This window comes from Saccharopolyspora sp. NPDC049357, assembly GCF_040677225.1.
In the GTDB taxonomy this organism is placed as follows: Bacteria; Actinomycetota; Actinomycetes; order Mycobacteriales; family Pseudonocardiaceae; genus Saccharopolyspora.
In genome coordinates this window covers 83390-104372 of sequence record NZ_JBFAQJ010000025.1, presented here as the reverse complement: position 1 = coordinate 104372, position 20983 = coordinate 83390, and the positions used below count along the sequence as shown (strand labels likewise).

At 69.6% G+C, this 20983-nt stretch carries 20 protein-coding genes and 1 pseudogene; 6 read left to right on the top strand and 15 right to left on the bottom strand.

All coding sequences use genetic code 11. The features are described 5' to 3' along the window. Positions 1–68 precede the first annotated feature (68 nt). The 5 genes from AB0J91_RS21045 to AB0J91_RS21025 all read right to left on the bottom strand — a co-directional run bounded on the left by AB0J91_RS21045 (position 69) and on the right by AB0J91_RS21025 (position 5138). Entirely contained in the window at positions 69–587 is a 519-nt protein-coding gene (locus AB0J91_RS21045; RefSeq protein ID WP_363871407.1) for a dihydrofolate reductase family protein, read from the bottom strand. Between the two features lie 194 nt (positions 588–781). Continuing rightward, positions 782–1924 carry a CaiB/BaiF CoA-transferase family protein gene (locus tag AB0J91_RS21040; protein ID WP_363871405.1) on the bottom strand — a complete coding sequence of 381 codons (1143 nt, stop codon included), beginning with the start codon at positions 1922–1924 and terminating at the stop codon, positions 782–784. Between the two features lie 32 nt (positions 1925–1956). Further along, a complete protein-coding gene (locus AB0J91_RS21035) occupies positions 1957–2706 on the bottom strand; it encodes a GntR family transcriptional regulator (RefSeq protein ID WP_363871402.1) in 750 nt (249 codons plus the stop codon). Between the two features lie 48 nt (positions 2707–2754). Next, positions 2755–3912, bottom strand: a complete 1158-nt coding sequence (locus AB0J91_RS21030; protein WP_363871399.1) for an acyl-CoA dehydrogenase family protein — start codon at positions 3910–3912, stop codon at positions 2755–2757. Further along, positions 3909–5138, bottom strand: a complete 1230-nt coding sequence (locus AB0J91_RS21025; RefSeq protein ID WP_363871396.1) for an MmgE/PrpD family protein — start codon at positions 5136–5138, stop codon at positions 3909–3911. The genes AB0J91_RS21030 and AB0J91_RS21025 overlap by 4 nt, the downstream gene beginning before the upstream one ends. A gap of 375 nt (positions 5139–5513) precedes the next feature. On the opposite strand from AB0J91_RS21025, the gene AB0J91_RS21020 reads away from it, so the two are divergent. From AB0J91_RS21020 to AB0J91_RS21000, 5 genes and pseudogenes are all read left to right on the top strand, one after another. Continuing rightward, positions 5514–6629 (top strand): NDMA-dependent alcohol dehydrogenase, encoded by a 1116-nt coding sequence (locus AB0J91_RS21020; RefSeq protein ID WP_363871394.1) that lies wholly within the window; start codon positions 5514–5516, stop codon positions 6627–6629. Between the two features lie 12 nt (positions 6630–6641). Further along, positions 6642–7460 (top strand): N-acyl homoserine lactonase family protein, encoded by an 819-nt coding sequence (locus AB0J91_RS21015; protein WP_363871391.1) that lies wholly within the window; start codon positions 6642–6644, stop codon positions 7458–7460. 59 nt (positions 7461–7519) lie between these two features. Then, positions 7520–7963 (top strand): zinc ribbon domain-containing protein, encoded by a 444-nt coding sequence (locus AB0J91_RS21010; protein WP_363871388.1) that lies wholly within the window; start codon positions 7520–7522, stop codon positions 7961–7963. Positions 7964–8059: 96 nt separating this feature from the next. Next, the gene (locus AB0J91_RS21005) at positions 8060–8899 is read left to right on the top strand and encodes an IS5 family transposase (RefSeq protein WP_363871386.1); all 840 of its coding nucleotides are present in this window, start codon (positions 8060–8062) and stop codon (positions 8897–8899) included. Next, a pseudogene (locus AB0J91_RS21000) lies at positions 8809–9490 on the top strand (class I SAM-dependent methyltransferase). The gene AB0J91_RS21005 and the pseudogene AB0J91_RS21000 overlap by 91 nt, the downstream one beginning before the upstream one ends. Before the next feature lie 22 nt (positions 9491–9512). On the opposite strand, the gene AB0J91_RS20995 reads toward AB0J91_RS21000, so the two are convergent. The 9 genes from AB0J91_RS20995 to AB0J91_RS20955 form a co-directional block, all read right to left on the bottom strand. Continuing rightward, entirely contained in the window at positions 9513–10817 is a 1305-nt protein-coding gene (locus tag AB0J91_RS20995; protein WP_363871383.1) for an MFS transporter, read from the bottom strand. Between the two features lie 15 nt (positions 10818–10832). Further along, positions 10833–11948, bottom strand: a complete 1116-nt coding sequence (locus AB0J91_RS20990) for an NDMA-dependent alcohol dehydrogenase (protein WP_363871380.1) — start codon at positions 11946–11948, stop codon at positions 10833–10835. 323 nt (positions 11949–12271) lie between these two features. Beyond that, positions 12272–12763: a carboxymuconolactone decarboxylase family protein gene (locus AB0J91_RS20985; RefSeq protein ID WP_363871377.1), complete on the bottom strand. Its 492-nt coding sequence runs from the start codon at positions 12761–12763 to the stop codon at positions 12272–12274. 100 nt (positions 12764–12863) lie between these two features. After that, positions 12864–13868: an amidohydrolase family protein gene (locus AB0J91_RS20980; RefSeq protein ID WP_363871374.1), complete on the bottom strand. Its 1005-nt coding sequence runs from the start codon at positions 13866–13868 to the stop codon at positions 12864–12866. Between the two features lie 20 nt (positions 13869–13888). Beyond that, a complete protein-coding gene (locus AB0J91_RS20975; RefSeq protein WP_363871371.1) occupies positions 13889–15016 on the bottom strand; it encodes an FAD-dependent monooxygenase in 1128 nt (375 codons plus the stop codon). After that, a complete protein-coding gene (locus AB0J91_RS20970) occupies positions 15013–16050 on the bottom strand; it encodes a VOC family protein (RefSeq protein ID WP_363871368.1) in 1038 nt (345 codons plus the stop codon). The genes AB0J91_RS20975 and AB0J91_RS20970 overlap by 4 nt, the downstream gene beginning before the upstream one ends. Positions 16051–16083: 33 nt before the next feature. Continuing rightward, positions 16084–16992: an MBL fold metallo-hydrolase gene (locus AB0J91_RS20965; RefSeq protein WP_363871365.1), complete on the bottom strand. Its 909-nt coding sequence runs from the start codon at positions 16990–16992 to the stop codon at positions 16084–16086. Beyond that, complete coding sequence (locus AB0J91_RS20960) at positions 16989–17945, bottom strand: fumarylacetoacetate hydrolase family protein (RefSeq protein WP_363871362.1); 957 nt, start codon at positions 17943–17945, stop codon at positions 16989–16991. The genes AB0J91_RS20965 and AB0J91_RS20960 overlap by 4 nt, the downstream gene beginning before the upstream one ends. A gap of 73 nt (positions 17946–18018) precedes the next feature. Next, positions 18019–18924 carry a LysR family transcriptional regulator gene (locus AB0J91_RS20955; protein WP_363871359.1) on the bottom strand — a complete coding sequence of 302 codons (906 nt, stop codon included), beginning with the start codon at positions 18922–18924 and terminating at the stop codon, positions 18019–18021. Between the two features lie 134 nt (positions 18925–19058). Here AB0J91_RS20955 and AB0J91_RS20950 point away from each other — a divergent pair, with 134 nt between their 5' ends. After that, entirely contained in the window at positions 19059–19997 is a 939-nt protein-coding gene (locus AB0J91_RS20950) for a fumarylacetoacetate hydrolase family protein (protein WP_363871356.1), read from the top strand. A gap of 19 nt (positions 19998–20016) precedes the next feature. On the opposite strand, the gene AB0J91_RS20945 is transcribed toward AB0J91_RS20950, so the two are convergent. Next, positions 20017–20958, bottom strand: coding sequence for an SDR family oxidoreductase (locus AB0J91_RS20945; protein ID WP_363871354.1), 942 nt, complete (start codon positions 20956–20958; stop codon positions 20017–20019). Positions 20959–20983 lie beyond the last annotated feature (25 nt).

The window sequence follows — 20983 nt, the reverse complement described above, 5'->3', positions numbered from 1 at the left end:
CGCAACCCCCCCCGCCCCTTTCACCCCCCCGGGCGAAAAACGGGGCCGTTCGCACATCCCCGAGCGGATCAGCCGGCCAGCACAGCGTAGGTCACGTGGGTGACGCGGCTGGTGCTTCGTGAGGTCAGCTGCTCCAGCTTCAGCGGTGGCACGCCCTCGAACACCCGGGTTCCCGCGCCGAGGGTGAGCGGCACGATGTGCAGTCGCAGCTCATCGAGCAGGCCGGCGGCGAGGTACTGGTTGATGGTGGTCGCGCCGCCCTGGACCGACACGTTGCGGTCCCCGGCGGCGGCACGTGCCTGGGCGAGCGCCGACTCGATCCCATCGGTGACGAAGTGGTACGTGGTGCCGCCCTCCATCGGCTGCGGCTCGCGCGCGTGGTGGGTGAGGACGAAAACGGGCGCGTGGAACGGAGGATCGTCACCCCACCAGCCGTCCCACGGGCGGTCCCACTCGCCGCGCAGCGGCCCGAACATGTTGCGGCCCATGATGAACGCGCCCGCGTCGGCCACCTTGTCGATCTCGGCGCGGTTGTTCGTCGGCGTCGTCGAACATCCACGCGTGCAGTTCGCTGCCCCAGCCGTCACCGCCGTCGTCGCCGAACGGCCGCTGCTCGCTCTGGTTCGGCCCCGCGGAGTACCCGTCGGCCGAGACCGTGATGTCGCTGATCACCCTGCCCATGCGTCGCTCCCCCGGTCCGGACGTCACCCTCAAGTCTGCGCCACCCGGGAGGGCGCTGCACGGGCGATGCGAGAGGTGAGCGGGTGTTCGAGACCTCTCGTCAGGCGGGTTCTTCGCCGAGTTCTGCCAGGACGGCGTCGGTGTGTTCGCCGACGTCGGGGATGCGGTCCATGCGGGGAGCGCGGCCGGCGAGCGTCACCGGGGGTTGCAGAGCTCGCAGGGGGCCCACGGGCGAATCGACCTCGTGCCAGCGGTTCCGGTCCGCGAGTTGCGGGTGGTCGGCGAACTCCTCCACGGTGCGCATCCGGGCGTTGGCGATCTGTGCGCGGTCCAGGCGTGCGACGACCTCCTCGACCGGGAGGTCGGCGAACACGGCCTCGATCGCCGCGGTGAGTTCCCGCTCGTTGTCGACGCGATCCGGGTTGGTCGCGAACCTCGGGTCCTCGACGAGGTCGGGGTGCATCAGCACTTCCTCGCACAGCTTGCGCCACTCGCGGTCGTTCTGGACCGCCAGGAACACCTGCGCTCCCCCTCCCGTGCCGAACGGGCCGTACGGGGCGATCGCGGCGTGCCGCGCACCGGTGCGCGAAGGGGGCTTTCCGCCGTACACCGTGTAGTAGTAGGGAAAACCCATCCACTCCGCGAGCGCGTCCAGCAGGGACACCTCGAAAACGCTTCCCTCGCCGGTGCGCTCGCGCTCGTAGAGGGCGGTGAGCACGCCGCTGTAGGCGTACATCCCGCCCGCGATGTCGGCCACCGAGATCCCGGACTTCGCGGGCTCGTCGCGGCCTCCGGTGATGGAGACCAGCCCGGCTTCGCACTGGACGAGCAGGTCGTAGGCCTTCTTGTCGCGGTAGGGGCCATCGCTGCCGTAGCCGGACAGGTCGCCGACGATCAGCCTCGGGTGGCGGGCTCGCAGCTCGTCGGCGCCGAAGCCCAGCCGCGCAGCGGCACCGGGAGCGAGGTTCTGCAGGAACACGTCCGCCTTGGCCAGCAGCTTGTCCATCGCCCGCCGACCCTCATCGGACTTGAGATCCAGGACGACGCTCTCCTTGTTCCGGTTCAGCCACACGAAGTGGCTGGCCATGCCGTTGACCGTGGTGTCGTAGTCGCGGGCGAAATCGCCGCCGGCCCGTTCGACCTTGATCACCCGCGCGCCGAGGTCGGCCAGCTGGCGGGTGGCGAACGGGGCGGCCACGGCCTGTTCCAGGGCGACCACGACGATGCCCTCCAGCGGAAGCATGGGCTTTCCTCCCGGTGTCGAACGACGCAGCGCTAGTGGGTGCTGCGGCGGAGTTTCACGCGATACGAGTACTGCTCGGGCAAGAAGTGGTTGATGGCCAGCTCGACGGGCTGCTGATCGGTGGTGAGGTAGATCCGGTCCACCCGCAGCAGCGGATCACCGACGCCGCACCCGAGCGCGTCGGCGAGCGTCTGATCCGCGGAGGCGGCCGTGATGCTCTGCTCCGCCTCGGCGATCGGCGTCGGCAACCGCGTGTCGAGCAGGCCGATGATCGTGGCGTCGCTGACGGCACCCACCTCCCCCAGCTCCGGCACGTCGCCGAGCGCGGCGGCCGCCGCCGGATGCAGGTGCACCGTCGTGTGGCAGAAGGAGTCGCCCTCGTGGGTGCGGCGGAAGACCACGGTGTGCACGACGTCGCTGTCCAAGCGGAGCCTGCTGGCCGCGTCGATGTCGACCTTCCGCCGCAGCGGCCGGAGCACCTCCAGCTGGGTGTCCAGCGACAGCCCCATGAGGTCCTCGATGGAACCGAACTGGCGCAGGTACTGGCCGTCCCGGGGCGCGGCGAACGTCCCCCGGCCGGGCACGCGGTAGACCATGCCTTCGGCCACGAGGTCGTGGAAGGCGCGGCGCACCGTCTGGCGGCTGACCTCGTACTCGTCGGCCAGTTCCGCCTCGGTGGGCAGTCGCGTGCCGTCGACGTAGCGGCGTTGCAGGATCGCCTGCCGCAGTTCGCGGGCGAGGACCTTGTACGCCGCTTCGCCGCTGTGCTCCCTGGTGCTCATGGCCGACAGCCCGTCGGTCGTCGCGGATGCGCGGTGATCATGAGTTGATCATGCATCGAGTCCCCCGCGCGCGACCAGCTGGGAGGCGATGACGTTGCGCTGGATCTCGTTGGTGCCCTCTCCGACGATCATCAGCGGCGCGTCGCGGAAGTAGCGCTCCACGTCGAACTCGGTGGAGTAGCCGTAGCCGCCGTGCACGCGGACCGCGTTGAGGGCGATCTCCATGGCGGCTTCGGAGGCGAACAGCTTGGCCATCCCCGCTTCCATGTCGCACCGCCGGCCGCTGTCGTAGCGGTCGGCGGCGTGCAGCACCAGCTGGCGCGCGGCGGTGTACCGGGTGGCCATGTCGGCGAGGTGGTTGCCGACGGACTGGTGCTTCCAGATCGGCTTGCCGAAGCTCTCCCGTTCCTGGGAGTAGCGCAGCGCGTCGTCGAGCGCGGCGCGCGCCACGCCCAGCGCGCGGGAGGCGACCTGGATGCGGCCGATCTCCAGGCCCTTCATCATCTGGGCGAAGCCGCGGCCTTCCTCCCCGCCGAGCAGCGCGTCCACCGGGGCGCGGTGGTCGGTGAACGACAGCTCGCAGCTCTCCACGCCCTTGTAGCCGAGCTTGGGCAGATCCTTGGAGACGGTGAAGCCCTCGCCGTGCTCGACGAGGATGATGCTGATGCCCCGGTGCTTGGGCTCGGCCTGCGGATCGGTCTTGCACAGCAGAGCGACCAGCTGCGAACGGCGGGCGTTGGTGATCCAGGTCTTCGAGCCGTTGATCACGTAGTGGTCGCCGTCGCGGCGCGCGCTGGTGGTCAGCGCCTGCAGGTCGGAACCTCCGCCGGGTTCGGTCAGCGCCATCGTGGCGCGGATCTCGCCGGTGGCCATCTTCGGCAGGTAGCGCTGCTTCTGCTGCTCGGTGCCGAAGGTGTGGATCAGCTTGGAGACCACCGTGTGCCCGCCCATGGCCCCCGCCAGGCTCATCCAGCCGCGCGCGAGCTGCTCGGTGACCTGCACGTAGCACGCCGTGGACACCGCGACCTCACCGTAGGGTTCGGGGATGGCCAGGCCGAAGATGCCGAGCCGCTTCATCTGCTCGATCAGCTTCTCGGGGTAGTCGTTGGCGTGCTCCAGCTCGCGAGCCACCGGGCGCACGTCGCGGTCGACGAAGTCGCGGACGGTGTCGACGATGGCCTGCTCTTGTTCGTTGAGGCTGTTCACGCGGGTTCCTTCTCCTGTTCGTTGACGGCGGCCCCGGGAAGATGCTCGGTCAGGATCGCCGCAGCCCGCTTCCAGTCCACATCGGACAGGAGGGCGGGGACGTCTTGGCCGCAGTCGGCGATCTTGGCCTTCATGTCCTGTTCGGACGGTGGCCGTCCGGGTGATCCCGGGGGCAGCTGCAAGGCGACGGCGTGCCGCGCCCCGTCCGCCAGCGTCACGGTGATGTCGACCTCTCCTGCGAGAAGCCAATCACCACCGGGTGTTTCGGTCATCTTCACGAGCTTCAGCAGGCGCTGGGCCGCGGGCCGGTTGACCGACCCGTCGGTGAAGCTGCCGAAACCGGGATGGTCGTCCAACAACGCGGTGGCCACGGCGTACTCCATGCTGAACTTGCCCTGCAGACCGGTGTTCGGGCGGTGGTGGATCAGCGGCTGCACCGCGCAGGCCGGCGTGCGCACCTCGATCTCGGTCACCTCGGCCGGGGCGATCGGCGCGGGGAGCTGTTCGCGCAGCGCGCTGATCGGCCGCTGCAGCGCGTAGCAGCAGGGGAACATCTTGATCGCCAGACCTCCGGGAACCGCCGGTCCGGTCACCTCGATCCGCTCGGGATCACCTCCGACCAGGCGCAGCCAGGCGTCCACTGCGGTCGGATCGGCCGTGGCACCGGCGGCGGCCAGTCGGGCCGCGCGAACACCGGCATCCGCGGCGTACCCGACCTGCAACGACTTGCCGGAAGACCCGAACGCTCGCTGCACGCCACCGGCGGCCGGAACCGCCAGAGCCATCGCCGTCGCGATCTGCTCGCGCGACAAGCCGAGAGCCACGGCGGCGCAGACGGCGGCAGCGGGCGCACCGGCGGTGCAGGTCGCGTGCCACCCGCTCGCGTAGTGCGACCAGCCCAAAGCCGTCCCGATCCGCGCCATGACACCCGCTCCGGCCAGGTAGGCGCGCGCGTCGCCGCCCGCCGCGAGCGTCGCGGGCACGCACACCACGCTGATGTGGGTGGTGGACTCCATGTGCAGGTCGTCGAAGTCCAGGACGTGCCCCACCGCCGCCCAGCGCGCCGCGTCCGGCAGCCCGGCGGAGATCCGCACCAGGTCGTCATCGCGGGCGGCGAGGGTGACCGCGAGGGTGTCGACCAACGAGCGCTGCGCGAGTGCCAGGTCCTCGGCATCGGGGACCAGTTCGTGCGCCCATCGCGCCAACGTCTCAGCTGCCGATTCCATCCGCGCTCCCGATCGTGCGCGGCGCCGGCGAGCCCGGAACTGGGCTCGCCTCGAACACAGCGCAGTTCGACGACAATGTACGGCCAATCCTGCAAGCGCGAACGCATGCTGTCAACGCCCGCTTCCTGCGAAAATGCCGCACGCTCAAATCCAGTGCCCCAATTTCGGTTTGACACTCCCCCGACCCGGCGCGACACTATCCAAGCTTTGGCCGTACATATCTGAAGGCCGGTTCCCGGTAGTCAGCCGGTGCCGCCCTCCGGCTCGAACCTCAGAGTCCGCCGGCACCGACGTCACTGCAGGAACGAGGGCCGTGCACCACCCGGCCCCGCCACCAGCGTCCTCGCACTTCCACAACGCCCGCAGAGGTGATCAATGAAGACCCGTGCTGCAGTCCTGGAAGAGGGAAGCAAGGAGTTCGAGATCGTCGAGCTCGACGTCGACGAACCACGTGTCGGCGAGGTGCAGATCAAGTTCACCGCTTCCGGCTTGTGCCACTCCGACCTCCACCTGACCGACGGCGTCTACGGCAATTCGCCCCGGTATCCCATCGTCGGTGGTCACGAGGGCGCCGGGATCATCGAGGCGGTCGGGCCCGGCGTGACCCACGTCGAACCCGGCGACCACGTCGTGTGCAGCTTCATGCCCAGCTGCGGCGTCTGCCGGTACTGCGCCTCCGGACATTCGAACCTGTGCAACCTGGGCGCGAACATCCTCAAGGGCAACATGCCCGACGGCACCTTCCGCTACCACCGCGACGGCCGCGACCTCGGCGGGATGTGCATGCTCGGCACGTTCTCAGAACGCGCCACCATCCCCGCCCGCTCGGCGGTCAAGGTCGACCCGTGGCTTCCGCTGGAAGTCGCGGTGCTGGCCGGCTGCGGCGTTCCCACCGGTTGGGGCTCGGCGGTCAACGCCGGCGGCGTGAAGGTCGGTGACACCGCGGTCATCTACGGATCCGGTGGCGTGGGGATCAACTCCGTGCAGGGCGCGGCCTACGCCGGCGCCAAGTACGTGGTGGTCGTCGACCCAGTCGAGTTCAAACGCGAGACCGCGCTGAAGCTCGGCGCGACCCACGCCTTCGCCGACGCCGACGAAGCCGCCGCCAAGGTCCACGAGCTGACCTGGGGCGAAGGCGCCGACCAAGCGATCCTGACGGTCGGCGTCATGGACGAGATCGTCGTCCGCCAGGCCTTCGACATCGTCGGCAAGGGCGGCACCATCGTCGTGGTCGGTCAGGCCAACCCGGAGAAGCTGACCATCCAGCTCCCCAGCGCGATGTTCACCCGCAACGAGAAGGTCATCAGGGGCGCGCAGTTCGGCTCGTGCAACCCGCAGTACGACATCGTCAAGCTCCTGCGTTTGTGGAACGCAGATCGTCTCAAGCTCGACGAGCTCATCACCAAGACCTACACACTCGACCAGGTCAACGAGGGCTACCAGGACCTCAAGGACGGAAAGCTCATCCGCGGGGTCATCGTGCACCAGTGAGGGGGGCTCGGCATGCCCGACAACGACAAGATCAAGGTCACGATCATCCCAACGGGAACGATGCACGCCGACCTCACCTGGCTGTTGATCGATCCCCACCGGATGGCCACCCAGAACCAGCCGGAGAAGGGGCGAGACTGGGTCGAAGTCCCGACTCATGTCGTCTACCTGGAGCACCCGAACGGCCAGAAGCTGATGTGGGACGCAGGAGTCCCGCGGGACTGGGAGACTCGCTGGGGCCCAACAGGTCTCGACCAGTTCTTCCCCGTCGACACCGTCGCGGAGGATGATTGGTTGGACTCCCGCCTGAAGCAGTTGAGGATCGAGCCCAACGACATCGACTACCTGGTCCTGTCCCACCTGCACCTCGACCACGCGGCCAACGCGAAATTCTGGCAGCAGGCGAACACCAAGATCATCGTCGACGAGGAGGAGAAGGAAGGCGCGTTCTCCTTCGACGGCTACAACAAGGGCGCGCACATCAAGTCCGACTACGACGGCCTGGAACTGGACACGGTCAACCGCGACACGGAATTGCTGCCCGGCGTCACGCTGCTGCGAACCCCCGGGCACACGTGGGGAACCATGAGCCTGCAGGTCGACCTGGCCGACAGCGGGACCATGATCTTCGCCTCGGACGCGTTGTACCGCAAGGAGTCCTACGGTCCACCCGCCGTCGGCGCGGGCATCGTCTACGACTCGGTCGCCTGGCTCGAATCCGTGGAGAAGATTCGCGGCATCCAGGAGCGCACCAACGCGCAGGTGATCTACGGGCACGACCCGGAACAGATCACCCAGCTCCGAACCGGCCCGGGCAACTACTACACGTGATCCGCCGCCCGGCCTGCTCGCGGTGCGGGCCGGGCGTTCCACTCGGAGGTGAGCCGGTCATGCCGATGTACGACTACGCCTGCACCTGCGGCACCAGGTTCGAGCTCATGGTCCCCACCTGGTCCTCGCCGGCGCCCGATTGCCCGGACTGCGGCGCCACGACCAGACGCCGCCCGCCCTCCCCCTCGATGCACGGGCACGCCGCACCCCCGGCACCGATGACGTCCGCCCCGCGATCCTGGGAAGGCCTGAACAACGGCGATCGGGACACCGTCACGCACTGGCGCCGGGCGGTGGAGGCGCGCAGGGATTTCGAAGCGCGCCACCCCGAGCACCGGCAACCACGGGATGCCATCGCCGCTCATGAGGGCCGGTTCGAGCGCACTCCGCTCACCTACCGAGAACTGGCTTCACGCGCGGCGAACAGCGGCGACGCCAACCAGGCAGCGGCCGAGGCCAGCCGTGACCGGCGAAGCGCCCCGAGGCCGGAGGACGTGGGTTAGGTGCTGTTTAGGAACGAGGGGTGCTGTCGGGAAGTAGAGAGGTCTCCGGTAGATGGATCAACGACCAAGAAGATCCACATCTAATCGGAGACCTCGGTGGGAAGCGTATCGGTTGGCGCGCGTAAGGATCTGACGGATCGGCAGTGGGTGGCAATGCAGCGTGTGTGGCCGCCCCGACCCGTGGTGGGTCGTCGCCCGAAGTGGACACGGCGGCAGTTGCTCAATGGGATCCGGTGGCGGGTGCGGGTCGGTGCCCGGTGGCGGGACGTGCCAGAACGCTATGGGCATTGGCAGTCGATCTACCAGCTGTTTCGCCGCTGGCAGCGTGAGGGCGTGTGGCCCTGGAGCCTCTCAGCGCTGCGAGCCTGGGCCGACCAGGCAGGACTGATCGACTGGCAGGTGTCGGTGGACTCCACAATCAACCGGGCCCACCAGCACGCCGCCGGCGCCCGCCGCCGACCTGGCAAGCAGGTCGAACCGCCCGGCGACGAACCGGCCGATCACGCGCTGGATCGGTCTCGGGGCGGGTTCCCCACGAAGATCCACTTGGCCTGTGAGCAAGGCCGAAAACCATTATCGTTGTTGATCATCGCGGGTCAACGCGCCGACAGTCCGCAGATGGTCGCCGTGCTCGAGTCGATCCGGGTCGCACGATCCGGGCGCGGACGCCCGCGCACTCGCCCGGATCGGGTGCTGGCATGGCCCACGTTCTCGACGAACTCGCCGCCGCTCTGCGCGGCCGAGTCTTCGACGTCGTGCGGCGCACGCCCGATCACTACGCTGCGGTCATGGATCGCGAGACCGGTGTGGGCGCAGAGCCCCCGCAGTTCAACGACTACGACGGAATTGCCGAGGCGTATTCGGCGGCGAACGAGAACAACCTGGTCAACGCCCACTACGAGCGCCCCGCGATGCTCGCGCTCGCCGGAGATGTGACTGGTCACCGGATCCTCGACGCGGGTTGCGGTGCGGGCGCTCTGTCCGCGGCGCTGCGGGATCGTGGTGCGGTCCTCGCGGGGATCGACTCCAGCGCCGGGATGCTGGCGCTGGCGAAGCGCAAGCTCGGCTCCGAGGCGGACCTGCACCTCGCCGATCTGCGGAATCGGTTGCCGTTCACCGACGGCTCGTTCGACGACGTCATCGCATCACTGGTGCTGCACTACATCGAGGACTGGTCACCGACGCTCGCGGAGTTCCAGCGCGTGCTCAAGCCCGGGGGGGCGGATGATCGCCTCGGTCGACCACCCCTTCGTCGCCTACACGATCAGCGACCCCCGGCCTGACTACTTCGCGACCACCAGCTACACCTTCAACTGGACCGTCGATGGGCAGACCGTCCCGATGAAATTCTGGCGGCGGCCGCTGCACGCGATGGTCGACGCGTTCACCACCGCAGGTTTCCGCCTCACCACGATCAGCGAACCACAGCCCGATCCGGCGGCCCGCGATCTGTTCCCCGACGAATTTCAACAGCTGGCCACCACCCCCACGTTCCAGTTCTTCGTCCTCGAAGCGCCAGCGACGTAGACCGCGCTGCGCGACATGAGCGTCAGGTCAGGGTTTCTCGGTTGGTTTCGCGGGCCAGCAGGACGGCGGTCAGGGAGATCACCGTGATGGCCGCGTAGTAGCCGACCACGGACCAGATGGTGCCGGTGGTAGCGAACAGCGCGGCGGCGATCATCGGGAACATGCCTCCGATGACGCCGCCGAGCTGCCTGCTGACGCCGAGGCCGGAGAAGCGGCGGGTGGCACTGCGGAACAGCTCGGCGAAGAAGCTGCCCTCCGCTCCGAAGATGGAGGTCTGGATGATCGCGGGCGGGATCGCGATCGCCAGGACGATGAGCACCGGGTTCCCGGTCGCCAGCAGCTGGAAGAAGACGAGCACCACGTACAGCGCGCTGGCGATCAGCGATCCCGCTATCACCGCGCGACGGCCGATGAAGTCCGACAGGCGGCCGAACAGCGGGTTGGTGATCAGGCCGAAGACGTTGCCGATCATGATGCCGGTGAGCATCAGCGAGTTCGGGATGTGCAGTTCCTGCGCGCCGTAGACCAGCACGTATACCGTGAAGATCTGCAGCATGCTGGTCTCGGTGATGACCGTCAGGAAGATCGTGATGCAAGCGCGGGGTTCCTGACGGAGCGCCGAGATCAGCGGAACGCGACGCGGCGCGTCCGTGGCGGCCCGCTGGAAGACCTGCGACTCCTCGACCTTCGCCCGGACGTACACGCCCACGATCACCAGCACCGCGCTGAGCAGGAACGGGACCCGCCAGCCCCAGGACAGCCGATCGTCGGCCGGCATCGACGCGACCAGGCTCGTCCCGAGCGCCGCCAGCACCGAACCCGCCGCCGCGCCGATCTGGATGACGCCCGCGTATCCCCCGCGCTTGCCGCTCGGAGCGCTCTCGGTCGCCAGGATGACCGCGCCGACCGTCTCCCCACCCAGCGCGATTCCCTGCAGGCAGCGCAGCAGCACCAGCAGGATCGGGGCGATGACGCCGACGGTGGCGTAGGTGGGCAGCAGCCCGATCGCGGTCGTGGAGGCGCCCATCAGCACGAGCGTGGTGAACATGACCGGTTTGCGGCCGATGCGGTCGCCGAAGTGCCCGAAGACGAGTCCGCCCAGTGGTCTCGCCACGTAGCCCGCGGCGAAGGTGCCCAGCACGGCGATCGTCGCGACCATCGCGTTGGACTTCGGGTAGAACAGCTCGTTGAACACCACCGGTGCGATCAGCCCGAACAGCAGGAAGTCGAAGTACTCGATGGTGGTGCCGACCGCCCCGGACAGCAGGATCCTGCGGCGCTGCACGCGAATTCGGTTCTCCTGCTCGGACCTGCTCTCGACGACCATGCTCGGCCTCCCGCCTCAGGCGTGCACGACGACGCCGCGGATGTTGCGTCCCTCGTCGAGGTCCTGGTAGGCGCGGTTGATCTCGTCGAGCTCGTAGCGCCGGGTGATGAGCTCGTCGAGCTTGAGCCGCCCCATCCGCCACAGCTCCAGCAGGCGCGGGATGTCGAAGAGCGGGTTGCACATGCCGAACACATGCCCTTGCACTCGACGCTGGTAGCCGACGAGCAGCCCGTTGGCGGCGAGCTGGACCTGGGTGTCACCGCTGCGGCCGACGGAGGTGACCGTGACCTGACCGCCCTTGCCTGTGATCGCGGTGGCCTGCGAGACGACCTCGGCGTCGAGCACCCCGACCGTGCAGATCGCGTGATCGGCCAGCTGGCCCCGGGTGAGTTCGACGACCGCTTCCCGCGCTTCGTCAGCGGTCTCGAAGACGTGGGTCGCCCCGAACTCGAGCGCCTTCTCCCGTTTGAACGCAACGGGATCCACCACGACGACGTGCCGCGCGCCCGAGTAGTGCGCGCCTTGCACGGCGTTCGACCCGACGCCACCGCAACCGAAGATGACCACGGTGTCGCCGGTCCGGACTCCGGCGGCGTAGACCGATGAACCCCACCCGGTCGGGACTCCGCAGCCGACCAGCGCAGCGACCTCGAACGGGACGTCGTCGTCGATCTTCACGCAGGACGCCTGCGACACCACCGCTCGCTGCGCGAACGTTCCCAGCGCGCAGAACCCGCCGAAGTCCTCACCCGCGTCGTCGTGGAAGCGGAAGGTCCCGTCGGGCAACCTGCCGGTGACCATCTCCGCGCCCTGATCGCACAGGTTCTGCCGTCCGGTCGCGCAGTACCGGCACGTCCCGCAGGCGGGGATGAACGAGCAGACCACGCGATCGCCGGGCGCGACTCGCGTGACGTCGTCGCCGACCGCCTCGACGACCCCGGCGCCCTCGTGCCCGCCGACGATCGGGAGCCGGCAGGTCGCATCGCCGGTGCGCAGGTGCTCGTCGGAGTGGCACAGCCCGGACGCGGCGAACCGGATGAGGACTTCGCCACCGCGCGGCTCGTCCAGCTCGAGCTCGGTCACTTCCCACGGTTTTCCCGGTTCCCGAACAACAGCCGCTCTCGTCCGCACAGCGCGCCTCCCGCCCACGACGACCAACTCAGCGTCGCCGACGCTACGCGGACGAAAACGCGCGAGAACCCGACCTTTCGCCCGGCGATAGTCGTTCGTCGTCCGGGTGGATCGTGCGCGCCTCCCCCCCCCCAGGAGCTGTCCAAGAATGCGGCGGAGCAGCATCCTCTTCCACCACCCAAGCACCGGCACCGCCGCGGGTTCTGAGCTACTTCGTGGCGAGTACGCCGTGACCGACATGCTCGAGGAGCGGCGCACGGAGTCCAGGAAGCCGCTCAGGTTCCGCTACCCGCACCGCCACGCAAAGCATTTCCAAACAGCTCTTAGGCGTTGGGGCGGGGTTCCGGGTCGGTTGCGCTGCGACGGGGGCGGACCGGGTGGCCGGAGAGGATCGAGACCCGGTTGAAGGCGTTGATGGTGATGGCCGCCCAAGTCACCACGGATGCCTCGTCGTCGGACAGGACCGTGCGGACGCGGGCCAGGGTGGCGTCGTCCGGGTGCTGGTCGGCGACCAGCGTCACCGCCTCGGTCAGCTCCAGCGCCGCCCGTTCCTTCTCGCTGAACAGGTCGGTCTCCCGCCAGGCCGGCAGCACGCCCAGGCGCTGCGCGGTGTCCCCGGCGTCGAGCGCGAGCTGCGTGTGCCGGTCCAGGCAGAAGGCGCACCCGTTGAGCTGGGACGCCCGGACGTTGACCAGTTCCATCAGGACGCGGTCCAGCCCGACCTCGCGCGCCTTGGCGCGGATCTCCGTCGCGGTCGAGGTCAGCGCCTTGAACGCGGTCGGTGTCTGCTTGTCGAGGAAAATCCGGTCCGGCATCGGGCCCTCCGCTTTCGTTCGCGCACCGCGGCCAGCGCATCAGTGGGTCCTGCTGCGTTGGAAGCTACCCGAACGGTGCGAGCGGGAGGCCGCGGGCCGATCAGCCGACCGGCGGCATCGGGCCCAGCAGCCGAGTGGCGTTCCCGCCCCGGATCGCTTCGGTGGTGGTGGCGTCCAGGTCGGCGGCCAGCAAGCGGTGCACCGGGTCCTCGACGCCCATGTCGAACGGGAAGTCGCTGCCCAGCGTCACCTGCCCGGCGCCCATCACGTCGACCAGGTGGCGCAGCTGCTGCGGGGTGTAGACGAGGGAATCCACGAAGGTGCGGCGCAGGAGCTCGCTGGGCGGTGCTTCGGTGGCGCGCGCGTCGCCCCGGACCTGCCAGGCGTGATCGGCTCGCACGAGGTAGCTGCCGAGGTAGCCGCCGCCGTGCGCCGACCAGATCCGCAGCCCCGGGTGGCGTTCGAGCAGGCCGGAGAAGGCGAGCCGCGACAGCGCCAGGGCCGTTTCCACCGGGTTGCCGACGGTGTTGAACAGGTAGTAGGCGTTGAGCCGTTCACCCAACGTGCAACCCCACGGGTGAATCAGCACCGCGGCGCCGAGCTCCTCCGCCGCGGCCCAGAACTCCGCCAGAGACGGGTCGTCGAGCTCCACCCCGGGTGCGGCCGAGGTGGAGATCTGCACGCCGCGCAACCCCAGCTCCCGCACCCCGGTCCGCAGCTGTTCCGCCGCCAGGTCCGGGTGTTGCAGCGCGACCGCGCCGATCCCGACCAGCCGGTCCGGCCGCCGCGAGCAGCACTCCGCGACCGCCTCGTTGGTGAGCGCGGTGATGCGCTCGGCGAGCGCGCGCTCCGCCCAGGCGTGCGGCAGCGGCACCGGGCTCACGGCCTGGACGTCCACGCCGGCGTGATCCATGGCGGCGATGCGCACGTCCACGTCGGTGAGCTTCACCGCGAGCGAGCGGATCTGCTCGACGTTGTAGGCCGCCGACTCCGGTCCGAGCGCGGCAGCGTCGGCGGCCCGCTGCCGCGCCAGGCCCGGTTCGTCGGCGATCAGCTCGTCGACGGCGGGCACTCCGAGGTGGGCGTGCACATCGACACTTGGCATCGGTTCTCCTCCAAGCTCGGTCACAGCGGAGCCATCGCCGCCATGGTGACCTCGTAGGCCGCGGCGTCGGGGTCGATGTCGAGGCTGTGGTCCTGCTCCCAGCGGCCGATGCGCTCGGAGCCCTCGACGACGGTCTTGCAGCGCTCGAAGCGCCGCCGCATGAATCCGTCGAGGACCTGCTCGACGGAGTCGTGCGCGGCGACCTCCTCGGCGAGCACGACACCGTCTTCGATGGCCTGCGCGCCGCCTTGCCCGCAGTGCGGGGAGGTTCCGTGCGCCGCGTCGCCGATCAGCAGGACTCGGCCCCGGTACCACGGCGCGGGCAGCAGGATGTTGTCCACCGGGCGGTAGAAGACCTCGGCGTCGTCGCGCACCCTCTCGCGGTGCTCGGCCACCGCTCCCCCGTACTCGGCGAGCCGCTTGCGGTACTCGGCGGCCAGCCCTTCCCGCGGGAGCCACAGCGGGGCGCCGTCGGGCACCTTCTCGATGGTGAGCATGTACATCAGGTCCGGGGCCAGCGGGACGAAACCCGCCGTTCCCCGCGAACCCCGGTACACCCACAGCCGGTCGAGCTCGGGAATTCGGGGCAGGTTGATGCGCCAGGCGACCTGCCCGGTGAACTTCGCCTTGAGGTGCTCGCCGAACAGCTGCTCGCGCAGCCGCGAGTACAGGCCGTCGGCGCCCACCACCAGGTCGTAGGAGTTCTGCCGCCCATCGCTGAACCCGACGTGCACCTCCTCCGGCGCCTGGTCCACCGCGGACGCGGTGACGCCGGTCCGGATCTCCGTCCCTGCCTCCCGCGCGGCCGAGACGAGGATGTCGTGCAGCCTGCGTCGGGTGATGCCGTTGTTCGGCGGCAGGCCCGGGACGGCCGAGGGCAGGGTGTCGTCCCGCAGCACCGTCTGGCCGTCGGCGGTCAGGCTGCGCACGCCGCGCATCGGATATCCCTGCGCCGCGCACTGCTCGGCCAGACCGAGCTGGTCCAGAGCGCGCAACGCGTTGCCCGGCTGGATGATCCCGACGCCGTAGACCGTCCACTCGGCGTTCTTCTCGATCAGCTCGACCTCGACACCGGTCCGGCGCAACGCGATGGCGGCCGAGAGGCCACCGATCCCGCCGCCGATGACGAGCACGCGTCGCACGCTCATCGCGACGTGCCCGCCTGCTCGCCGAAGAAGTCGCGCACGTTCTCGCCCGCGACGCCCGCGTTCTGCTTCTCGGCGGCGTCGCCCGCGGGCAGCGGCCAGGACTCGTGGAACCCCTCGGGCGCTTCGACGTTGCGCCAGATGCTCTGCCCCGGGTTGCCTCCCGCGGCCTGGTAGGTGGTGGTCTCCCAGTCGGGCATGGTGTTGACCCAGCCGCCGGCGTTGATCTCCATTCGGAACCCGCCGGGCTCGCGGACGTAGAGGTAGGTGATCTCGTCGATGCCGTGCACCCCGGGCCCGAACTCGATCGGCGTGTCGTTGGCCAGGAAGACCTCGGCCGCGCGATCCACGTCCTGGCGCTGGTCGACCCGGAAGGCGATGTGGTGAGCGCGCCCGGTCATGCCGCTGAAGTCGGGGACCAGCGCGAGGTCGTGCGTGGAGCGAATGCCGTTGCAGGTCAACGTGGAGAACACCTCGAAACCCGGTTCGACCTCGGTCTGCGCGGTGTGGCGGGCGCCGAGCCGCTTGTAGAAGTCGATGTCGCCGCGCATGTTCTGGGTCGGCATGGTGACGTGGTCGAGGTAGCGGGCCCCGATCCCCTTGCCGGAGAAGCGCTGCGGCCGGTTCTTGATCACCGGGTCCTGCTGCTCCGGCGGGGCCTGGTAGCGGTCGACGTCCCAGAACACCTCGTGCAGGTGCCTGCCGTGCGGGGCGCGGTACTGGTAGGTGGCGCCGTGCCCGGTCCAGTCGTCGACCCAGCCCACCGCTTCCTCGGTGTCGGCCAGCCGCTTCGCGACGATCTCCGGGTCCTCAGGGCCGTAGGTGCGCCAGCCGATCCGGCCGACACCGGGTTCGCGGCCCTCGGTGATGATCAGGCTCGAGTGCAGCCATTCCGCCCAGCCCCGCAGGTAGACCGACTGGCCCTCGCTGGTGGTCTCCTCCAGCCCGAAGACCTCCTTCATCCACTCGACGGTCTCCGCGGGCTTCGGGCTGATCAGCTCGACGTGGGCGAGCTGGGACAACAAGATCTCGGACATTCAACACTCCTCTGCGGTGCGGGAAAAGGTCTTTCAAGCGAGACAGGTCAGCGGACGGCCGCCGTTGTGGGCGACCATGTCGCGCAGCGCGGCTCCGGCGTCGAGCGGCTGCCCGGATTCCTCGGCGTAGGCGCTGTGCAGGTTGCCGACGATGCGCTCACCGTCGGTCCAGTCGGCGAACCTGCCGAGGTCGGTCTCCCGAGCCAGGTCCAGCGGGCTCAAACCGGCTTCCCGGCCGCGCGCGGCGAGGTCGAGGACGAAGCGCAGGTAGTCCAGCACCTCGTCGATGACCTCCGGTCCGCACACCGGGCCGTGGCCGGGCACGATCGTGGTGGCCCCCAGCGGGGCCAGGAAGTGTTCGAGGACGTCGATGGAGCCGCGCACCGATCCCGAGAGCAGGAACGGGGTTCCGCCGTTGAACACCAGGTCGCCTGCGAAGAGCACGGAGCGCTCCGGGATCCACACCACGACGTCGTTGGTGGTGTGCGCGGTCCGTCCGGGGTGGATCAGCTCGCAGCGCAGGTCGTCGACCCACACCGCGATCCGGTCGGTGAAGGTCAGGAACGGCAGCTGGAGTTCGAGATCGCCGTAGTCCACATCGGACCAGATCCCGTCGTTCCCGGGCAGGCCGAGCGCCCGCATCTCCGGGCGGGCCTGCTCGTGCGCGACGATGGTGGCGTTCGGGAAGAACCCGTTGCCCGCGGTGTGATCGGGGTGGTGGTGGGTGTTGACCAACGTCCGCACGGGCGCTGCCGTCACCTCGGCGATGGCGGCGAGCAGGTCGCGGGTGCGGCGTTCGGTCGCGCACGCGTCCACGCACAGCACCCCGGAGGTTCCGGTGACGAACCCGCTGTTGTTGATCATCCAGCTGCCGTCTGGCTGCACGAAGGCGTGGACCCCGTCGGAGACCTCCTGCGCCCGTCCCGGGCCCGGCCGGTTCATCGGGGCTCCGGGACGCAGGTGTTGCGCTGCGCGCCGATGCCCGAGATGGCCGCTTCCAGCACGTCGCCCGGCTGCAACCAGCGCTGCCACTTCCCGCCGTTGCCCGCAGGGCTGCCGGTCAGGATCAGGTCGCCCGGGTGCAGAGTGGTCGCCGCGGAGATCGCCGATACCAGCGCTTCGACGTCGAAGAGCAGGTTCGCCGCGACGTCGGACTGCTTGCGCGCCCCGTTGAGGTCGAGGGTGATCTCCAGTTCCCGGTAACCCGGCAGCTGCTCGGTCGGGACGATGAACGGCCCGGTCGGCAGGAAGGTCGGGCGGTTCTTCGCCCGGATCCAGTCACCGCCCAGCGGCCGGTGCTCAGCCGGGAACTGGAGGTCGCGCGCGCTGACGTCGTTGCACACGGTGAAGCCGGCGACGTGCTCCAACGCGCGTTCGCGCGGCACGCGGTGCGCGGCCTTGCCGATGACGGCGGTCAGCTCGACCTCCCAGTCGACCTGCGAGGACTCGGCCGGCAGCAGCACGTCGTCGTCCGGTCCGCAGATCGCGGCGGGCAGGCCGCTGAAGAAGAACGGGCTTCCCGTGCGGGCCTTGTCGTCCATCATGCGCTCGGCGTCGCGGCGCAACTCCTCATCGCTGCGGGTGTCGTCGGCTTCCCGGCCGGACAGGACGATCTCGGCGACGTGGCTTCGGTAGTTGGCCCCCGCCTGGATGATCTGGCGCGGCTCCACCGGCGCCTGAACGGTCAGCTCCGCCAGCGGCGTCCCGCCGCCGCTCGACAGGGTCGCCGCAAGCTCCGGCAGCGCGCTCCGCTTCGCCTCCCAGTCGTCCAGCAGGTCCCGAACGGTCCCCACATCTTCCAGCCGCAGCACCCGGTCACCCGCGACGAGACCGGCGAAACTGCCGGAACCGTCCGAGAAAGTGCCCAGGGCGTAGCCGTCCACCCGTCGCGTCATCGCGTCCTCCTTCGACGCGTTCGACGCTAAGGGCGCGTGGGGTGGGCGCGGAAATACGTGGTGTGAATACCAGCTATGGCAGGACGGCGAGCAGCTGCTCGCGCAACCAGCGGTGCGCGGGGTCGGCGTCCCTGCGGCTGTGCCAGTAGGCGGATTCGCGCACCGGGCGCAGCGGGAACTCCGGTTCCAGCAGTTCGATCCCAGCGGCGGGCGCGAGCTGCTCGCCGAGGCTCTCCGGGATGATGGTGACCAGGTCGGTGCCCGCCATCAAGAACGGCATGGTGATGAAGTTGACCGAGGTGACCTCGACCCTCGGGGTGACTCCGGCCCGCTCGATGTCCTCGTCCATCAGGCTGCACCCGTTCGGCGGCGCGTAGGCCAGGTACGGGTACCGGGTGAGTGCTTCCAGCGGGAGCGATCCGCCCGCCAGCGGGTGCTGCGACCACACCGCTCCCACGTACCGGTCGCGGACCACCGGCGCGCTGGAGCACGACGCGGACAGCATGCCCTCGGCCAGCACCTCCGGCAGGATCACCAGGTCGATCTCGTCGCGCTCGATCATGCGCGCGGCGTCGCCGGACAGCGCACCCATCTCCAAGCGCACGTTGGGCATCAGCCCGTTCACCCGCTCCAGCAGCGGGCGCATGATCACGACGCCGACGTAGTCGCTGGAGGCCAGGTTGAAGGTCCGCTCGTCGTGGGCGGGGTCGAAGTCCGGGGGTGCGACGATGTGCTGCTCGATCGTCCCGAGCACCTCGCGCACGGGCTCGACGAGCGCTTCACCGCGCGGCGTCAACCGCAGGTAGCGCCCCTGCTTGACCAGCAGCGGATCGCCGAGGAGCTTGCGCAGCCGCGCCAGGGCGGTGCTCGTGGCGGGCTGGGACATGTGCAGCCGCTCGGCGGCGCGGGTGACGTTCTGCTCGCGCAGCAGAGCGTCGAGCACGACCAGCAGGTTGAGATCGACCTGTCCCAGATTCACGCCCGTACCTCCCGCGTCGTCACCGGAGCGATCCTACGAGCCATCCACCGCGCGAATACCAGCCAGCCGATCCGCGCATTTCCGCCGAGGTGCTCCGGCTGCCTAGCATCGCAGTGGATCATCGAGGAGGCATCATGCGAATCGTCCGGCACCGGTCGGATCAAGGCCCGAGGCTCGCCGTGCTCGACGACGAGGACGTCCTGATCGACCTGCCCGCAGGACTCGACCTGCCGACGCTGCTGGCCGACGACGGCAGGCTGGCCGACACCGCCGACACCTCGCTGCGCACCGCCGCCCGCGGGGTGCGTCTCGACGAGGCCGACCTCCTGGCGCCGCTGGAGCCGCCGACAGTGCGGGACTTCTCCACCTTCCCCGAGCACACCGCGGGCATAGCCAGGAACCTGGATCCGAACGCCGTGGTCCCGGAGGAGTTCTGGGAGATCCCCGCGTTCTACTTCTCCAACCCCTACGCGACCGTCGGCCCGCACGACGACGTGCCCGTGCCGCCCGGTTGCGAGCGGTTCGACTTCGAGTTGGAGGTGGCCGCGGTCGTCGGCCGCGCGGGCAGGGACCTCACCGTGGCCGAGGCAGCCGAGCACATCGCGGGTTTCGTGGTGTTCAACGACTTCTCGGCGCGCGACGTGCAGTTCCACGAGATGCGGCTGAAGCTCGGCCCGGCAAAGGGCAAGGACACCGCCACTTCGCTGGGCACCGTGTTCGTCACCGCCGACGAACTGCGGGACCGGGCCTCGGGCACCTCCTACGACCTGACCATGCGCGTGCTGGTCAACGGCGAGGAGATCGGCACCGACCGGCTGGACAACATGGCATGGAGCTTCCCCGCGCTGGCCGCCTACGCCTCGCGCGGCACCTCGATCCGGCCCGGTGACCTGCTGGGATCGGGCACCTGCCGCAACGGGTGCCTGGCCGAGCTGTGGGGCCGGTACGGCCAGGACGTCCGCCCGCCGCTGCGGCCCGGCGACGTCGTCACCACCGAGGTCGAGCTGCTCGGCGGCACCCGCAACCGGATCGTGCCGGGAACGCCACCGCACGAGATCCGCCCCGGCGCCTGATCCAGGCATCACCCCGCGGTCAAGCGTCCGGGAACTGAAAGCCGATCAGGTCCTCGGAGATCTTCCACATCCGCTGGGCGTCCTCGGTGCTGCGCAGGCGGGAGTACAGCTTCTGCTCCCCCGGCGGACCGGAGAGGTGCCGAAAACCGCTGGGCCCGTAGAGCCGACCACCGGCGTCGGGCGCGGTCGCGGCGAGAAGCGCTGGCAACAGCGCCGTTTCGACCTTCCCGACCAGGACTCCGCGAGCCGACAGCGCTCGGATGACCCGCACTGCCGCGGTGTCGCGCCCGCGACCCACCTCCGGACGCGCGGACAGGAGGTTGGTGGGCGTCACGCCGGGGTGGGAGAGGTTGCTCGTGATGCCCCAGCCGCTCTCCCGGCTGCGGCGGTCGAGCTCCAGCCCGAACAGGCCGAACGCGATCTTCGACTGGCTGTAGGCCCGGTTGCCGCTGTAGCGCCGTTCCCACTGGAGATCGTCCCAGTTGATGGAGTGCCGGTCGGCGGCGATGCTGATCTGCGAGGTCACCCGCGCCTGGCCCGCGCGCAGGAGCGGGAGCAAGCGGGCTACCAGGGCGACGTGCCCGAGGTGGTTGGTCCCGAGCTGGAGCTCGAAACCGTCCTCGGTGACCTGCCGCTCGGGCGGGGTCATGACACCGGCGTTGTTGACCAGGACGTGGATCGGCCTGCCCTCGGCGGCGAGCTGCTCGGACAGCTCGGCGACCGACGCCAGCGAGGACAGGTCCAGGTCCCGCAAGGAGACCGCGGCCTGCGGGTGCCTGCGGCGGATCTCCGCGAGCGCGGCCTCGCCCTTGCGCCGGTTGCGGACCGGCATGACGACCTCGGCGCCCGCTGCGGCGAGCCGGGCCGCCAGCCCCAGGCCGACGCCGTCGCTGGCGCCGGTGACCAGGGCGAGCCGACCCGTGAGATCAGGGACCCGGATGTCCGGTGCGTCCTGCGCCATGAGTTCTTCCTCCCCGAACACGAGA

Coding starts and splice junctions, on each gene's coding strand:
- AB0J91_RS20945 (WP_363871354.1), bottom strand. CDS start 20,958: ATGGCGCAGGACGCACCGGACATCCGGGTCCCTGATCTCACGGGTCGG.
- AB0J91_RS20965 (WP_363871365.1), bottom strand. CDS start 16,992: ATGAACCGGCCGGGCCCGGGACGGGCGCAGGAGGTCTCCGACGGGGTC.
- AB0J91_RS20970 (WP_363871368.1), bottom strand. CDS start 16,050: ATGTCCGAGATCTTGTTGTCCCAGCTCGCCCACGTCGAGCTGATCAGC.
- AB0J91_RS20975 (WP_363871371.1), bottom strand. CDS start 15,016: ATGAGCGTGCGACGCGTGCTCGTCATCGGCGGCGGGATCGGTGGCCTC.
- AB0J91_RS20985 (WP_363871377.1), bottom strand. CDS start 12,763: ATGCCGGACCGGATTTTCCTCGACAAGCAGACACCGACCGCGTTCAAG.
- AB0J91_RS20980 (WP_363871374.1), bottom strand. CDS start 13,868: ATGCCAAGTGTCGATGTGCACGCCCACCTCGGAGTGCCCGCCGTCGAC.
- AB0J91_RS21040 (WP_363871405.1), bottom strand. CDS start 1,924: ATGCTTCCGCTGGAGGGCATCGTCGTGGTCGCCCTGGAACAGGCCGTG.
- AB0J91_RS21015 (WP_363871391.1), top strand. CDS start 6,642: ATGCCCGACAACGACAAGATCAAGGTCACGATCATCCCAACGGGAACG.
- AB0J91_RS21035 (WP_363871402.1), bottom strand. CDS start 2,706: ATGAGCACCAGGGAGCACAGCGGCGAAGCGGCGTACAAGGTCCTCGCC.
- AB0J91_RS20950 (WP_363871356.1), top strand. CDS start 19,059: ATGCGAATCGTCCGGCACCGGTCGGATCAAGGCCCGAGGCTCGCCGTG.
- AB0J91_RS21020 (WP_363871394.1), top strand. CDS start 5,514: ATGAAGACCCGTGCTGCAGTCCTGGAAGAGGGAAGCAAGGAGTTCGAG.
- AB0J91_RS21010 (WP_363871388.1), top strand. CDS start 7,520: ATGCCGATGTACGACTACGCCTGCACCTGCGGCACCAGGTTCGAGCTC.
- AB0J91_RS21025 (WP_363871396.1), bottom strand. CDS start 5,138: ATGGAATCGGCAGCTGAGACGTTGGCGCGATGGGCGCACGAACTGGTC.
- AB0J91_RS20995 (WP_363871383.1), bottom strand. CDS start 10,817: ATGGTCGTCGAGAGCAGGTCCGAGCAGGAGAACCGAATTCGCGTGCAG.
- AB0J91_RS20960 (WP_363871362.1), bottom strand. CDS start 17,945: ATGACGCGACGGGTGGACGGCTACGCCCTGGGCACTTTCTCGGACGGT.